Source organism: Bacteroides difficilis (assembly GCF_048319815.1).
Classification (GTDB): domain Bacteria; phylum Bacteroidota; class Bacteroidia; order Bacteroidales; family Bacteroidaceae; genus Bacteroides; species Bacteroides zhangwenhongii.
This window is the reverse complement of sequence record NZ_CP182814.1, coordinates 3765804-3782431: the sequence shown is the minus strand read 5'-3', so window position 1 is coordinate 3782431 and position 16628 is coordinate 3765804. Positions and strand designations below refer to the sequence as shown.

The window sequence follows — 16628 nt, the reverse complement described above, 5'->3', positions numbered from 1 at the left end:
AGAAGCAATATAAATATTTTTTATTAACTAAAAAACTTTCTGACATGAAAAGAAACAAAATGTTTTTGGTTGCGGCAGTACTTAGCGGCAGCCTATTATTTAGTTCCTGTGTAGGTTCATTCGGCTTATTTAACCGCCTGACAACTTGGAATCAGTCTCTTGGTAACAAATTTGTAAATGAACTTGTGTTTTTAGCTTTCAACATTGTACCGGTCTATGGTGTAGCTTACCTTGCCGATGCTTTAGTAATCAACTCTATTGAATTCTGGAGTGGTTCCAATCCTATGGCTAATGTAGGTGACGTAAAGAAAGTTAAAGGAGAAAACGGTAACTATATGGTAAAAACGCTAGAAAACGGCTACTCTATCACTAAAGAAGGAGAAACTGCTTCTATGGATCTGATTTACGACAAAGAAGCCAATACATGGAACGTTGTTGCAAACGGTGAAAGTGCTGAACTTGTAAAAATGAATAATGACGGTACTGCTGACTTGTTCTTGCCGAACGGTGAGAAAATGAATGTAACTCTGGATGCTCAAGGTATGATGGCAGCTCGCCAAGCTACTACAAGCAATCTCATGTTTGCAGCCCGTTAACATAACAACCCAAGAATATATAATAAAGGAGATGGAACTCGACTTTGTTTCATCTCCTTTTTTTCATACTCATTACCAACTATAATATCATTTTTAATCATATAAATTTAATGTTATGAATAAATTGCACATACATATCCTATCTATATTTTCATTCATTTGCTTATCTTGTCAGCAACAAACGCCCAAAAGCCAAATAGAGCAAACAGCCGTAGACTTTTGCGAAGCCTTTTATAACTTCAATTATCCGGTTGCCGAAGAGTGGAGCACTCCTTCTTCCCTATCCTATCTTAGCTTTTTAGCCTCCAATATACAGCAGAAGCATATAGAACAATTAAAAGCACAGGGAACAGCCAAAGTATCTGTCGTTTCCAGTGAAATAGATGCTAATTCCGAAAGAGCAACGGTTGTTTGCGAAATAAAAAATGCGCATATTATAAGTCCCATCAGTGGGGAAATGCAACAAATAAGTGTTCTGCAAGACACGCTCGAACTAATGAGGGAACGTAATAAATGGTTAATCAGAATGGATATCCCACGGCAAAATGGAAAGCGAAATCACGACTAAACTTAGGATGAATAATAGGGAAACGCTCTTTCTTTGTTTCAAAAGCCGGATTAACCGCTTTCATGCCTCCGTCAAAACGAAGAATAAAGAAATCCAGGTCAAGCCGTAAACCTAAGCCATAAGCAACTGCTATTTGCTTATAGAATTTGTCGAATTTAAAAACACCTCCGGGCTGATTTGCATAGTTACGGATCGTCCAGATATTACCTGCATCCACAAATACGGCTCCTTGAAATTTCCAAAACAGTTTACTCCGATATTCAATACTCGCATCCAGTTTAATATCTCCCGATTGGTCCAACAGGTTTCCATTTCCGGAGAAAGAACCCGGTCCTAAATCACGCACGGCCCATCCACGTACACTATTAGCTCCTCCGGAAAAATATTGTTTCTCAAACGGAATTGTTTTCGCATTCCCATAGGGTACTGCAATTCCCAAACCGGCGTGAAACGCGAATGAGTTACGGTGGTCAATCCGTATATTCTTTGCGAAATCAAATTCACCTTTCAGATATTGGGCATAGGGAATTCCCAGAATGGCATACTCACCATTATCATTCTTCCGGATATTGGCAACTTTGGACAAGGCATACAATATATTTCCCGCAGACTCGAAATTAAAGCGGATAGAATATGAATTAGAAGCAATCGTATTATTGACGATAGATCCACCTACACTATTATAATTGTAACTATATCCCATATTTACAATCAAGCGGTCTTGATAATTATATTGGAATATATGATTTTGCCCTTTATTGATATAATCTTCTCTGAATCTGTCTGAAATACGCGGCAAATAGAGAAAACCAATATTAATCAAATCGATACGATGTTGAATTTTCTGGCGTTGCGTCCATTTATAACTCCAGTTGGCAGATGCCATCGTCCGCAGAAACTCCGGCCGTAACTGATAATTATACTGCAACCCGAACTCAGTGGTAGCCCTGATCTTACGTTTAAAGTCAGAAGAAAGAAAGGGAAACAAGAAGTTAGGAAAATTAATGCTCGTCTCCACCCCGTATTCGGTATAGTTGTTATTCGAATAGCCTGCCTGAAGTCCGGAGATCACCTCGTATGCCCCGCGAAACTTTATCATAAAAGTCTCCGAACCACGAAATAGATTCCTATTCTGAAAAGCGACTGAAGCAGCCGCCCCCAAGTCTCCGGCGGAATTCGTACCTTCCACCTCAAACGATACAGACTTATGCTTGCTTTTTGTCAGCATTACATAGCAATCGAGCATTGTCGAATCTCCTAACTGAGTCTCAAAGAAACGGATATTAGTATATTTCAACGCCGACAAACGCCCAAAGCTGGAGTATGTTTGCTGTACATCGCGTTCATTATACAAATCTCCGGGACTAAAACGAAGGTTATCCGTCAACACTTTGGGGCGCAAATAAAGTTTATCTTTATAAAAAATAGGATATCCTGTATAATGAATAGAGTCGTTGATTTCCACACTGCTCAATGCCGAAGATTGCAGAACATCATAATCAGTGATAAAATTAATCTTATTGATCCAATATTGCTGATGTGCTCGTGCCGAATCATTCGTATGAGCCTTGTAAGGCCGCAAAAACTGAGTCAAATCGACCTTATAGGTATTACGGACAGTATCGGCAGTATAGCCTATATAGTCCTTATTAAATTTATAATAACCGTTTTGCAACAATTTATCCGTGATACGTTGCCTGTCCGCATCCAATACATTTACATCAAAATACATTCCCTGTTTCAACAGACTCCTGGCTGAATCCTGCTTGAGAAGCGCTTCTATTTTAGGATCGGATATATTATATTTAATGGACTGAACAACATACGGCTTTCCCGCAGTCACGTCATAGTATAATTTTATCTTCTTCTTTTTTATCTTTGTCGAACGTTTTACGGTAGCTGCCATATATCCCATATTATGCACAGCCTTCGTGATTTCCTCTTCAGAACGCAATGCTTCATCCTCATTATATATCACGGGAGCATCACCTATTCTCCGCAAAAACTTATTTCCCCACTTAGTAGAATCACGTCCGGAAAGATTGTAAACGTAAAGCTGGGTCTTTATCAGACTAAACCACTTGGCATTAGGATTCTGACGAACATACATTTTCAATGAAGAAGGGCGGATACTTTTCTCATCCGTACGAATTTTGACTTCATCCAACAGATATGAACCATCCGGCACAAACTTGGTGGCAGTGCACGAAGCAAGTGACAAGACAGCAACAGAAGCAAGCAAACAAAGAAAATCTCTCCTCATACGGTTCTTACATCGATAGCATAAAAAAAGTGATTACAAAGATAAATTATATTTTCCGATAGGGAAAATAATTTAAGAAAAAGAGAGGAAAGTAAAGGCAGATTGGAAATATCTTTATAGCTTTGCAAAAGAATATCAAATCTATGGCACCACTTAGTAAGAATAAAATAAAGTATATACACTCGCTGGAACAAAAGAAAACACGTAAAGAAGAACGAGTATTTCTAGCTGAGGGCCCAAAACTGGTAGGCGATTTACTCGAATATTTTCCTTGCCGTTTTCTGGCCGCAACCTCATTATGGCTTCAAAGTCATCCCAATATATATGCGGGCGAGATAGCAGAAGTCTCTCAAGAGGAACTTTCACGGGCAAGTCTCTTAAAAACTCCCCAACAGGTACTTGCCGTCTTTGAGCAACCGAAATATACACTAACTCCGGATATTGCCCGTCACTCCCTTTGTCTGGCATTAGACGATGTTCAGGATCCCGGAAATCTGGGGACGATTATTCGTCTGGCCGATTGGTTCGGGATTGAAGACATTATTTGCTCACAGAACACAGTAGACGTTTATAACCCCAAGACAGTACAAGCCACTATGGGTGGAATTGCCCGAGTAAGGGTACATTACACTTCTCTTCCGGATTTTATCCGTTCGCAAAGCAAAGAGATACCCGTGTTCGGTACTTTTTTGGATGGACAAAATATGTACGAGCAACCATTAGCCGCTAATGGATTGATTGTGATGGGAAATGAAGGAAACGGCATAGGGAAAGAAGTGGAAGCGTTAATCAATAGAAAACTGTATATTCCCAATTACCCACAAGGCCAGGAAACATCCGAATCGCTCAATGTAGCCATTGCTACCGCAGTAATCTGTGCCGAGTTCCGTCGACAGGCCGCATGGAAGTAAAATCAAAGGGATAAAACAAATAAGGAAACAATACTTCTCCATTCTTCCGGGATGTATCAAGAAAGTCGTTCAAAGTACAAGAAGACGCAGCTATAAGAACAGGAAGATTCTGTTGAAATACCGGGATGTTTTTAGCAACCATCCCGGTATTTTTTATTTCTTCCATCTGATGTACAGGCAACAAAACAATTACACCCGGCAGCCATTCAACGGACTCCACTTCTTCAGTCAGTGGAAATATATTTTGAGCAACTCCTTCGTCACTTATCTCTACTACCTGTTGCTTTACGAATCCGACACTGGGTATCAGTAAATAATGAGAAGCAAAACGTTTCATCATGACTAACGTGTTTGACGTCTTTGCTGCTGACGCCTGCGTTGATTCATCTGGCGTTCCTTGCGCTGTTCCATTCTTTCCTGCTGGATATGTTGTTCCACTTCGATCTGCTCCGGCTTCTTCTCACGATGTGTTCCCGTACGGCGGCGGTTCATTTCTTCCGGTGTCAATCGTTGAACATCTTCTTTACCCTTCTCCTTCTCCACTACTCTCTCCAAAGAATCAGCCTTATGATCGGAGAGTTTCTTCAAAGAATCAGCTTCCAAAGCTTTTATCTTATTCAGCGAATCACGGACAGCAAAAGCAAGTGTATCCGTACAATGATAACGGGTCATGCTAAAGCAATCGGCCAACAATGCCCCTGCTTTTTCCTGTCTTTCCAACGGATAGTAAATGAAGCCTTTTATCTCTTTCATCTGTCCCAATGTATCTGCAAAAAGACGGATTTTCTGAACTCCGGGCTCGGTCACTGTTGTCCAATGACTAACTGTATCTTTTTCGTAAATCACCTGCATTGCCATAGTGACAGTTCTTAAAGAATCGGCCAACATCGGTTCCAGAAAACGATACCGCACTTCCCACACCAACGTATCCCGATCTTTATAGTTAGAGTCAGTCGGCAAGGTAAACACATATTGATTGTTCATCATCTCACCTGTGAGGCGCACCATACGCTGCCACGGCCATACATCAATGCTGTCTCCTTGTTTGGTTGTTTTCGGTTTCTTATCACGCTTGGCTATCAGATCGCCAACAAGTTCCTGCTCACTTTTCAAACGTACCTTTACCTTCTCATAAATTTTCGACAACACTTCTGTGTTACGTGTGTACCACACCATAGACGAATCAAACACAGCCTGCGTAGTTCCGTGTTTCCGAAAGACGGCATCAAGATACAACGCTTTCTTATAGTTCTCGCTATAAGGAAGGTTATCCCCCATAGACTTTGCCAGATGGTAATCGTATAACAAATTCTCCATCTCTGATTCAGGGATTACCCCACCGGGTCTTTTCACTTTACACCCGGCTATCGCAAAAACCACTATGCAGACAAGACACAGATGAAACCGAAACTTATTATTCATGATTCACACTTTTCTTTTCTTCCTTATCCAACGAATGATATGACTCATTCAGATATTTACTATAAAAAAGCAATAAAGCAATGATACCACAGCTAATAGCAGCATCAGCAAAATTAAAGATCGGACTAAAGAATATAAAATGCTCGCCACCCACAAACGGCATCCAAGCAGGCCAGCTCGTATCTATAATCGGGAAGTAGAACATATCCACAACCTTACCGTAGAACCAGGTAGAATATCCTCCTCCTTCGGGCATAAAGCTTGCAATCTGCGAATGTGTGCTTTCATTGAAGATCACTCCATAAAAGACACTATCTATAATATTACCCAAAGCACCGGTCAGAATCAAAGCCACACAAACAATATAACCTGTTTTGAATCCTTTTTTTATTATCTTGTAGAGATACCACCCTATCAACGCTACCGCAACAATACGGAAAGTGGTCAGGAACAACTTCCCAAAAATCTCCATGCCGAAAGCCATTCCATTGTTTTCGGTGAAATAGATATAAAACCAATCCGTCACACGTATGCTTTCATGCCAATACATATGAGTCTTAATCCAGATTTTAATGATCTGGTCAATAATTAATACGGAAAAGATAACGAGCAGGGCGATTCTCCCTTTCGTGAATAGTTTCTTCATGTGTTCATTATAAATTAAACATAACGAGCTACAAGTGCCGTGCGTAAACTTTGCGCAGCTACTTGTAGCTCGTCACTCGTAGCTTGTGTAGCTATCTATTATTTTTTACCGCTGTTCTTTGCTTCAATGCTTAATGTAGCATGAGGAACAGCGCGCAGACGTTCTGCCGGAATCAACTTTCCTGTTTCACGACAGATACCATACGTCTTATTCTCAATACGTACCAAAGCTGCCTGCAATCCTTGTATGAACTTCAACTGGCGCTGTGCCAGACGGGTTGTTTCTTCTTTGGATAGCGTATTCGCACCTTCTTCCAACACTTTATAGGTAGGAGACGTATCATCGGTATCATTACCGTCCAATCCCATCAAACTCTTCTTCAACTGTTCATAGTCACGTTGGGCCAATTCCAGTTTCTCCATAATAATGGCACGGAACTCTTCGAGTTCCGCATCTGAGTATCTAGTCTTTTCTGCCATAATCTTACAATTTTAAAAGGTTAATCAATATAGTATTAGTCTTTTATCACATTCACGAACAGTGAGAAATCGTCAAAGTTAAGCTCTGTACCGTCTTTCACTTCATCTACAAGTTCTAAAGATGTGCCTAAAACTTGGTTACAAATATAAGTATTATATTCCTTTACCGCATCATCTGTTTGCGTATTTTTCGAGATTGTTATTTTTATTTTGTCTGTAATCTCGAAACCGCTTGATTTTCGTATGTTTTGAATACGATTTACCAATTCACGGGCAATACCCTCACGCCGCAACTCTTCGGTAACGGTTACTTCAAGCGCAACGGTCAGCTTACCTTCATTGGCAACCAGCCATCCCGGAATATCCTCACTGAAGATTTCCACATCCGCTGCTTCAATAACAGCTTCCGCTCCATCCAGGTTCAGCACATATTTTCCATTCTTTTCCAGCTCGGCGATAGCTTCCTGCGACATTCCGGCAACAGCAGCAGCCACTGCTTTCATTTGTTTTCCAAACTTCGGACCCAATTTCTTAAAGTCGCATTTCACCTTCTTTACCAATACACCGGCAGCACCATCAACAAATTTAACTTCCTTGACATTAACCTCATTCATTATCAAGTTCTTCACCGCTTCGATATGGGCTTTCTGTTCTTCATCTACCACCGGAACCATGATACATTGCAGAGGTTGGCGCACTTTGATATTCACTTTACGACGTAATGCCAATACCATAGACGTTACATCCTGCGCCATTTTCATACGGGCTTCCAGTTCTTTATTTATGCTATTTTCCTGGTATTCCGGGAATTTAGCCAAGTGGACAGACACAACATTATCACGTCCTGTCGCTGTAATCAAGTCTGTGTACAACCTGTCGGCATAGAACGGAGCTATCGGCGACATCAATTTAGCCACTGTCTCAAGACATGTATACAATGTCTGGTATGCAGACAGTTTATCTTGTGTAAATTCACCACCCCAGAAACGTTTACGATTCAGACGAACGTACCAATTGGACAAATTATCATTCACAAAGTCGGAAATCAAACGTCCAGCTTTTGTCGGCTCATATTCATTATAACAGGTATCTACCTCTTTTATCAACGTGTTCAATACAGACAGAATCCAACGGTCGATTTCCGGACGTTCCGCCATCGGCACATCCGCTTCCTTATATTCAAATCCGTCAACATTGGCATAAAGCGCAAAGAACGAATAGGTATTATATAAAGTACCGAAGAATTTACGGCGGACTTCTTCTATTCCGTCTACATCGAATTTCAAGTTATCCCACGGAGACGAGTTGGTAATCATATACCAGCGCAACGGGTCAGAACCATATTTCTCAATTGTACTAAACGGATCGACAGCATTACCCAAACGCTTGGACATCTTGTTACCGTTCTTATCCAACACTAATCCGTTAGAAATTACCGCTTTATAAGATACACTGTCGAATACCATAGTGGCAATCGCATGCAATGTGAAGAACCATCCGCGTGTCTGATCCACTCCTTCTGCAATGAAATCGGCAGGATATACCTGACGGCTATCCAACAGTTCCTTGTTTTCAAACGGATAATGGATCTGTGCGTATGGCATTGAACCAGAATCGAACCAAACATCTATCAAGTCCATTTCACGCTTCATCGGCTTACCGTCTTTAGAAACCAGAATAATGTCATCCACGTACGGACGGTGAAGGTCAATCTTGTCATAGTTCTGCTCTGTATATTCACCCGGAACAAATCCCTTATCCTTATACGGGTTCGACTGCATGAATCCGGCAGCCACCGATTTCTCTATTTCATTATAAAGTTCCTCTACGGATTCAATACACTTTTCGTCCGTATTATCTTCCGTGCGCCAGATAGGAAGCGGAGTTCCCCAATAACGCGAACGACTTAAGTTCCAGTCATTCAAGTTTTCCAGCCATTTACCGAAGCGTCCTGTTCCGGTAGACTCCGGCTTCCAGTTGATAGTCTTGTTCAATTCCATCATACGCTCCTTGCAAGCTGTAGAACGGATAAACCAGCTATCCAACGGATAATAAAGTACCGGTTTGTCTGTACGCCAACAGTGCGGATAGTTATGGACGTGCTTTTCTATTTTGAAAGCTTGCTTACCAGCCTTCATCATCATGCAAAGAGCAATATCCAAAGATTCGGCAGCCTGGGCAGCCTTCTCATCATATTTTCCGTCCACCGTAAACTGCGGGTCATAAGCATTCTTCACCCATGCGCCTTGATATTCCTTATATTTATCTACATCCACGCATTCCTTGACGAATCTTTCATCCAGTTCATCCAACAAATAGAACTTACCAGTAAGATCTACCATCGGGCGGGTTTCACCTTTCTTATTTATCATGAACAATGACGGAATACCTGCCGCACGTGCCACATTCGCATCATCCGCACCAAAAGTCGGTGCAATGTGCACGATACCCGTACCGTCTTCCGTCGTCACATAATCCCCTTGAATAACCCGGAAGCCTTTATCGCTGACTTTCCACATTCCGTCTTCGGAAACCTCTATCGGTTTCACCCAAGGAATGAGTTGTTCATATTCCATACCCACCAGTTCCGTACCTTTATATTCAGCCACTACCTTGAACGGAACCAACTTATCTCCCGGTTTGTAATCCTCCAGATTCAAGTCCGCAGCTTTCGGATTAAAGTGAGTATTTAACAACGCCTTAGCCAAAACAACCGTAATCGGTTCTCCATTATATGCATTGTATGACTGTACAACCACATAATCAAATTTCGGGCCGACACAGAGTGCCGTGTTTGAAGGCAATGTCCATGGAGTAGTGGTCCAAGCAAGGAAATAAGGAGTCCCCCATCCGGTCATTTCCGGTTTCGGGTTCTTTATCTTGAATTGGGCAACCATCGTCGTATCCTTCACATCCCGGTAACATCCCGGCTGGTTCAGCTCATGAGAACTCAACCCCGTTCCTGCTGCCGGAGAATATGGCTGGATGGTATATCCTTTATACAACAATCCTTTCTTATATAATTGCTTTAACAGCCACCAAAGGGTTTCAATATAACGGTTGTCATACGTGATATAGGGATGTTTCATATCCACCCAATATCCCATCTTGTGAGTCAAGTCCTCCCATTCTTTAGTAAACTTCATCACATCCTTGCGACAAGCAGCATTATATTCGGCTACGGAGATTTTCTTGCCGATATCCTCCTTTGTGATACCCAACGCCTTTTCTACACCCAATTCTACAGGTAGTCCATGCGTATCCCATCCGGCTTTACGCTTAACCTGATACCCTTTCATCGTTTTGTAACGGCAGAAAATATCCTTAATCGTACGGGCCATTACATGGTGAATACCTGGCATACCATTAGCCGAGGGAGGTCCTTCAAAAAAAACGAACGAAGGACAGCCATCACGTTCTGTCATACTCTTGGCGAAAACCTGGTTTTCGTCCCATTTCTTCAGCACATCTTTGTTCACCTGTGAAAGGTCAAACTGCGAATACTCAGTAAATCTCTTACCCATAGCTATATCTACGATTTTACTATTTACAATTTACACTTTGAGGGGTATCCCCGTTTTTAAGGGTGCAAATTTACAAAAACATTTGTTTAGTTGAGCAAAAAGCAAAGACTTTTAATCGGAATCCTATAAAGTTAACGATTTAAACTGCCTGTGACCTAAACAAAACAGACCTATCCTTGTTCTACTGAAAAACCTAAAAGCACTTATCTTATGAATTACGGTATTAGTATTTTATTCAGAGCAATCCCTTTGGTGATGGCACTCTTTTGCTTCGGATACGGAGCATTCATTTACGGTTACGGAGATGCAGGAGGTCGCGTTGTGGCAGGTCCCGTCGTTTTTTCACTAGGTATGATATGTATTGCGCTGTTCTGTACGGCGGCTACCATTATCCGGCAAATCATACATACTTATAACAGAGCCGCAAAATATGGATTGCCGATCCTTGGTTATCTGGCAGCTATTGCGACAATCATCACAGGAATATGCATCTTCAGTGGAGCTGATTCTCCTTCAGCATTCGTTGCCGGTCATGTAATAACCGGTGTCGGATTTATTACAGGCTGCGTAGCCACTGCCGCCACTTCTTCCACCCGCTTTTCTTTTATTCCCGAAAACTCTAAAAGCACAGGACATGAAGTTCCGGATGGAGCTTTTTCCTTGGGTGAAGAACGTACGATGGAAGCCGTTGTAATCACCATATCTTTGGTTGCATGGATATGGGCATTCGTTTTATTAGCCAACAGCCATGTTCATCCGGCTTACTTTGTGGCAGGTCATGTAATGGTAGGCCTTGCATGTATTTGTACCAGCCTAATTGCGTTAGTAGCTACTATAGCCCGACAGATACGTAATGTATATTCGGAAAAAGAACGTTCACAATGGCCGAAGTTAGTGTTACTGATGGGATCTATTTCCTTCATTTGGGGGCTTTTTGTAATTTTCGCAGACTCAGGAAGTACAAACGGTACTACAGGCTATATCATGCTTGGACTTGGTTTAGTATGCTACAGCATCTCCAGTAAAGTAATCCTCCTGGCAAAAATATGGAGACATGAATTCAAATTAGCCAACCGCATTCCTTTAATTCCGGTACTGACGGCATTGGCTTGCTTATTCTTGGCTGCATTTGTATTTGAACTTGCCACTGTACATTCGGATTATTTCATTCCCGCCCGCGTCTTATCGGGACTGGGAGCTATCTGTTTTACCTTATTCTCCATCGTCAGTATCCTCGAAAGCGGTACTTCCGGGAAGGGATAAAACGGGAATAAATCAAAGCTCTTTTACCACAGATTACACGAACCTTCACAGATTAAAGATTAAATGATTCATTCTTAATAAAAATAATCCAATAGGAATAATCTGTGCCAATCCGTATAATCTGTGGTGAATTTTGAGCCACTGTCTTATTTCTTTAGTCTTACTTCATAAACATCACTTCTGCGATCTTTCAGATTACGTACGCTACCATAAGTATGCAGTTCATTCAATAAATCCAAATCCACATCCGAAACAAGAATCATCTCGGTATTAGGAGTCGCTTCCGCTCTCTTTCCGTCAGTCGGGAAAGCAAAATCGCAGGGAGTGAAGACACCGGACTGGGCATATTGAATATCCATATTATGTACACGAGGAAGATTCCCCACACTTCCCGCAATAACTACAAAACATTCATTTTCAATAGCGCGTGCCTGCGCACATACCCGGACACGGGAATAAGCATTCTGCGTATCGGTCAGGAAAGGCACAAATAATATCTGCATCCCTTGATCCGCCATCAAACGGGATAGCTCGGGAAACTCTACATCATAACAAATTAAAACTCCGATTTTAGCGCAATCGGTATCAAATGTCTGCAACAACTTACCGCCACTCAACCCCCAACTCTTGATTTCATCCGGAGTGACATGCATTTTTTCATACATTTCGTATGTACCGTCCCGACGACAAAGGAATCCTACATTGTATAAAAGTCCGTCTTCTTTGACATACGGCATACTTCCGGTAATAATATTGATATTATAACTGATTGCCAGGTTGATAAATCTGTCACGAATTTCCTCTGTGTACTTCGCAAGCCCACGAATGGCCTGAGATTCTCCTTTATCATTATACTTCGACATCAAAGGAGCATTGAAATACTCCGGGAAAAGGACAAAATCACTTTTATAATCCGATACTGCGTCCACGAAAAACTCTACTTGCTCAAACAAATCATCCAATGTCTTATAACTACGCATCTGCCACTGTACCAAGCCTACACGGACTGTTGTTTTCGGATTAATATATTCCTGCGTAGGTGGCTGATAATAAATATTATCCCATTGCAACAAACAAGCATAATGTTTCGATTCTTCGTCATTAGGAAGATAATTGGTCATGACCTTACGGACATGAAAATCATTTGACAACTGAAAAGTCAGAACCGGATCATAGATTTCGCGCTGACGCACCCGTTCGATGTATTCTTTCGGACGCATCTTATCAGCATATTTATGATAATTGGGGATACGTCCACCAAACATAATAGCTTTCAGATTCAATGTTTCGCAAAGTTCCTTACGGTATTCATACATACGACGTGCCAGACGCAAACCACGATAACCCGGATGAATAAACACTTCAATACCGTAGAGGATATTTCCTTTAGGATTATGCGTGTTGAATGTTTCCTTACCTGTCACTTGCGCATACGTATGGTCATTCTTCACTTTATCATAATCGACAATAATAGACAGGGCACAACCCACAATTTTATCATCGACAACCGTAACAATCTGTCCTTCCGGGAAAATATTGATTAATTTCTGAATCTGGGCGTGAGTCCAAAACACATCGCTACCATCTGAATAAACGCGGGTAAACGATTGAGATAACTGTGCGTAATCCTCTATCTGAAGATTGCGTATCTGCACTTTATTAATTTTTATCGGATGTTGTTCCATAACAATACGTGTTTTTATAAAAGATAGTGCAAAGGTATAGCTATTTATAGAAAAGATACTGTTCAAAGCCAGAAAAAAGAAAAAGCACCGCTTTAAGAGAGGGAAAGCACCGCTTTAATTAAGCTAAAGCAGTGCTTTAGCTATGGAAAATGAATGCTTTTATTCAAGTCTACATAACACATTGAAGATCTGTTTATTGCATATACAAACAATTATGACACCATACCATTGATTGGTACGATGTCATAATCTCAATAGAGTCATGTCAAGAGAGCAAAGTCATAATGACACGATGAAATTACACTAACCTAACCTATTTATTTTTCTTCCAAAGTTTGCTCATATCTTCCAGTGTCTTCCCTTTTGTTTCGGGTACCCAGCGCCAAACGAAGATAGCAGCAGCCACACAAATAATGCCGTATAAACTATATGCAAACATTGGGCTGAAATCGTACAATGCCGGGAAAGTAGAAGATACAATATAGTTAAATATCCATTGGAAAGCCACAGCGATTGCCACCGCTTTACCACGGATGGTGTTCGGGAAGATTTCCGCGATCAATACCCAGCAAATCGGTCCCCAGGACATCATGAAGAATGCTGCGTATACAATCACTGAAAGCACCGGAAGGATACCCTTTATTGCCATACTGTCACACATCGCCACTGCAAATGCACCAACAGCCATACCGATAGAGCCGATTATCAACAACGGTTTACGTCCGAAGCGGTCTACAGTGAAGATAGCAACCAGTGTAAAGACAATGTTTACAATACCCATAATAACCGTTTGCATCATACCGCCGCCTTCCGCACCTGCATTTTCAAAAATACGAGGAGCATAATATAGCACGGCATTAATACCGATAGCTTGCTGGAATACAGATAGCAGAATACCAATCACAATTACCGCCACTCCATAAGTAAATATCTTCTCTGTCTTTTCGTGAGCGGTAGCTTTAATATCATTAAGGATTTCCTGTGCTTTTGTCTTACCATTGATCTTTTCCAGAATTGAGTAAGCCTTTTCATCCTGCTGTATCAAAACAAGATAGCGAGGTGTTTTCGGAACAAAGAACAACAACAGTCCAAAGAAGGCGGCAGGGAAAGCCTCCGAACCGAACATGTAACGCCATCCTTCATAAACAGTCCACATATCAGATTCAGAACTGACAGACAGCACACCGGCTGCATCTTTCAAAATAACAGGATTCTGATGGTCGCCCATAATCAGGTAATTCACAAAGTACACTACCAGCATACCGAAGATGATGGCAAACTGGTTACACGATACAAGCGTTCCACGAATATTGGAAGGGGCTATTTCAGCAATATACATCGGGCAGACTGCAGAAGCCAGTCCTACTCCGATACCACCCAAAACACGATACAAATTAAAAGCAATCAGCAAATCCATGTTCGGCTTTCCGTATTCGAAGAATAAGAATTCCGGATAATAGGAACCTAATGCTGAAAGGAAAAAGAGTATGGCAGCAAGCCTTAAGGAGTTACGACGTCCCAAACGGGAAGCAAATATACCGGAGATCGCGCCACCCAGTACACAGCCAATTAATGCACTGGAAGAAGTGATTCCATGCATTACTTTATTGTATTGAAAATCAGAGGCCGAAAGGAAAAAAGCTTCCAAGCCTTTCTCTGCACCGGAAATAACTGCCGTGTCATAGCCGAAAAGCAGTCCGCCCAAAATAGCGACAGAGGTTATCGAATACAGGTAGAGTTTACTACCCTCGTTCGTTGTATTAATCATGGTAATAAGTAGTGTTGTAGTAGTTAGATATATCACCACAGATTACGCAGATGAACACAGATAAATTCAAAAGAGAGAAGAAAAGAATCTGTGAAATCCACGTAATCTGTGGTGGGTTAATTAGCAATACATATTCAAGATTGCTTCATAAAGTTCTTGTTTGCCACTAGTCTGTTTCGGTTCACCATTTGCTTTAGCATAAGCAACCACGTCTTCCAACGTCAATTTGCCATCTTCAAATTCCTTACCTTTACCAGCATCGAATGAAGAATAACGGTCAGCCAACATCTTCTTATACGGAGATTCGTTCAACAGAGCTGCTGCGCTTTCCAATGCACGTGCCATAGCATCCATACCGGCAATATGAGCGATAAAGATATCTTCCAGGTCAGTGGAGTTACGACGGGTCTTAGCGTCGAAGTTTGTTCCGCCGTTACCCAAGCCACCATTACGGATAATTTGCATCATGGCCTGTGTCAGTTCGTAGTTGTCAATCGGGAATTGGTCTGTATCCCAACCATTCTGATAATCACCACGATTAGCGTCGATAGAACCCAACATACCGTTGTCTACTGCCACTGCCAATTCGTGTTCAAAAGTATGACCGGCCAAAGTTGCATGGTTTACTTCAATATTCACTTTGAAATCTTTGTCCAGGCCATGAGCTTTCAAGAAGCCGATTACAGTTTCCGTATCTACATCATATTGGTGTTTAGTGGGTTCCATCGGTTTCGGTTCGATCAGGAAAGTACCTTTGAAACCACGGGCACGAGCATAGTCACGAGCGATAGTCAACATCTGTGCCAAGTGTTCTTTTTCACGTTTCTGATCTGTGTTCAGAAGAGACATATAGCCTTCACGACCACCCCAGAATACATAGTTCTGACCACCCAATTCGATAGTTGCGTCGATTGCATTCTTGATCTGAACAGCAGCACGAGCTACTACGTCAAAATCAGGATTAGTAGCAGCACCGTTCATATAACGTGCATGACCAAATACGTTGGCAGTACCCCATAACAGTTTGATGCCTGTTTCAGCTTGTTTTTGTTTTGCATAAGCTACAATTTCTTTCAGATTGGCCTCATATTCTTCAATGCTTGCACCTTCAGAAACCAAATCCACATCGTGGAAACAGTAGTATTCGATACCGATTTTCTGCATGAATTCGAAACCTGCATCCATTTTATCTTTTGCAGCTTGAACAGCGTCTGCGTTACCGTTCCAAGGGAATTGTTTTGTTCCGCCACCGAACTGGTCGCCGCCTTCAGCACACAATGTATGCCACCATGCCATAGAGAATTTCAACCAATCTTTCATCTTCTTTCCATTGATTACTTTCTCTGCATCATAATAGCGGAATGCCATCGGATTTTTGCTATCCTTACCTTCAAACTTAATCTTTTCAATTCCAGGGAAAAACTCTTTTGTTGCCATAATTAATAATGTTTTTAGTGTGAGAATGCACCAATATGAACAGCACATTACTCACGATGTTATACT

Annotated in this window: 13 protein-coding genes; 4 read left to right on the top strand and 9 right to left on the bottom strand. The window is 41.5% G+C overall.

Annotated features, from left to right (window positions below; translation table 11 throughout):
- The first annotated feature begins 44 nt into the window (after window positions 1-44).
- Both ACNOGP_RS14580 and ACNOGP_RS14575 read left to right on the top strand, forming a co-directional pair.
- Window positions 45-596: a DUF3332 domain-containing protein gene (locus ACNOGP_RS14580; protein WP_007748383.1), complete on the top strand. Its 552-nt coding sequence runs from the start codon at window positions 45-47 to the stop codon at window positions 594-596.
- 115 nt (window positions 597-711) lie between these two features.
- Window positions 712-1164, top strand: coding sequence for a hypothetical protein (locus ACNOGP_RS14575; RefSeq protein ID WP_143868626.1), 453 nt, complete (start codon window positions 712-714; stop codon window positions 1162-1164).
- Here ACNOGP_RS14575 and ACNOGP_RS14570 read toward each other — a convergent pair.
- Window positions 1118-3427 carry a BamA/TamA family outer membrane protein gene (locus tag ACNOGP_RS14570; RefSeq protein ID WP_418213124.1) on the bottom strand — a complete coding sequence of 770 codons (2310 nt, stop codon included), beginning with the start codon at window positions 3425-3427 and terminating at the stop codon, window positions 1118-1120. The two genes, ACNOGP_RS14575 and ACNOGP_RS14570, sit on opposite strands and share 47 nt — an antisense overlap.
- 143 nt (window positions 3428-3570) lie before the next feature.
- Here ACNOGP_RS14570 and ACNOGP_RS14565 point away from each other — a divergent pair, with 143 nt between their 5' ends.
- A complete protein-coding gene (locus ACNOGP_RS14565) occupies window positions 3571-4338 on the top strand; it encodes a TrmH family RNA methyltransferase (RefSeq protein ID WP_418213123.1) in 768 nt (255 codons plus the stop codon).
- Here the strand turns inward: ACNOGP_RS14565 and ACNOGP_RS14560 are convergent.
- From ACNOGP_RS14560 to ileS, 5 genes are all read right to left on the bottom strand, one after another.
- Complete coding sequence (locus tag ACNOGP_RS14560; protein WP_418214766.1) at window positions 4289-4675, bottom strand: hypothetical protein; 387 nt, start codon at window positions 4673-4675, stop codon at window positions 4289-4291. The genes ACNOGP_RS14565 and ACNOGP_RS14560 overlap by 50 nt on opposite strands.
- Before the next feature lie 5 nt (window positions 4676-4680).
- Window positions 4681-5760: a DUF4296 domain-containing protein gene (locus ACNOGP_RS14555; protein WP_418213122.1), complete on the bottom strand. Its 1080-nt coding sequence runs from the start codon at window positions 5758-5760 to the stop codon at window positions 4681-4683.
- A complete protein-coding gene (locus tag ACNOGP_RS14550; protein ID WP_418213121.1) occupies window positions 5753-6406 on the bottom strand; it encodes a lipoprotein signal peptidase in 654 nt (217 codons plus the stop codon). Before ACNOGP_RS14550 ends, ACNOGP_RS14555 begins: the two co-directional genes overlap by 8 nt.
- Window positions 6407-6504: 98 nt before the next feature.
- Complete coding sequence (locus tag ACNOGP_RS14545) at window positions 6505-6885, bottom strand: TraR/DksA family transcriptional regulator (RefSeq protein WP_004295883.1); 381 nt, start codon at window positions 6883-6885, stop codon at window positions 6505-6507.
- Window positions 6886-6920: 35 nt separating this feature from the next.
- Window positions 6921-10409 (bottom strand): isoleucine--tRNA ligase, encoded by a 3489-nt coding sequence (gene ileS / locus ACNOGP_RS14540; protein ID WP_418213120.1) that lies wholly within the window; start codon window positions 10407-10409, stop codon window positions 6921-6923.
- A 210-nt stretch (window positions 10410-10619) separates the two neighbouring features.
- Here ileS and ACNOGP_RS14535 point away from each other — a divergent pair, with 210 nt between their 5' ends.
- On the top strand, window positions 10620-11672 hold the full coding sequence (locus tag ACNOGP_RS14535) for a DUF2776 domain-containing protein (protein WP_186967675.1): 1053 nt from the start codon (window positions 10620-10622) through the stop codon (window positions 11670-11672).
- A 146-nt stretch (window positions 11673-11818) separates the two neighbouring features.
- Here the strand turns inward: ACNOGP_RS14535 and ACNOGP_RS14530 are convergent, their stop codons facing one another.
- From ACNOGP_RS14530 to xylA, 3 genes are all read right to left on the bottom strand, one after another.
- Window positions 11819-13357: a carbon-nitrogen hydrolase family protein gene (locus tag ACNOGP_RS14530; protein WP_007748417.1), complete on the bottom strand. Its 1539-nt coding sequence runs from the start codon at window positions 13355-13357 to the stop codon at window positions 11819-11821.
- Window positions 13358-13670: 313 nt separating this feature from the next.
- Entirely contained in the window at window positions 13671-15125 is a 1455-nt protein-coding gene (gene xylE / locus ACNOGP_RS14525; RefSeq protein ID WP_186967676.1) for a D-xylose transporter XylE, read from the bottom strand.
- A gap of 120 nt (window positions 15126-15245) precedes the next feature.
- On the bottom strand, window positions 15246-16562 hold the full coding sequence (gene xylA, locus ACNOGP_RS14520; protein WP_143868655.1) for a xylose isomerase: 1317 nt from the start codon (window positions 16560-16562) through the stop codon (window positions 15246-15248).
- Window positions 16563-16628: the final 66 nt, after the last annotated feature.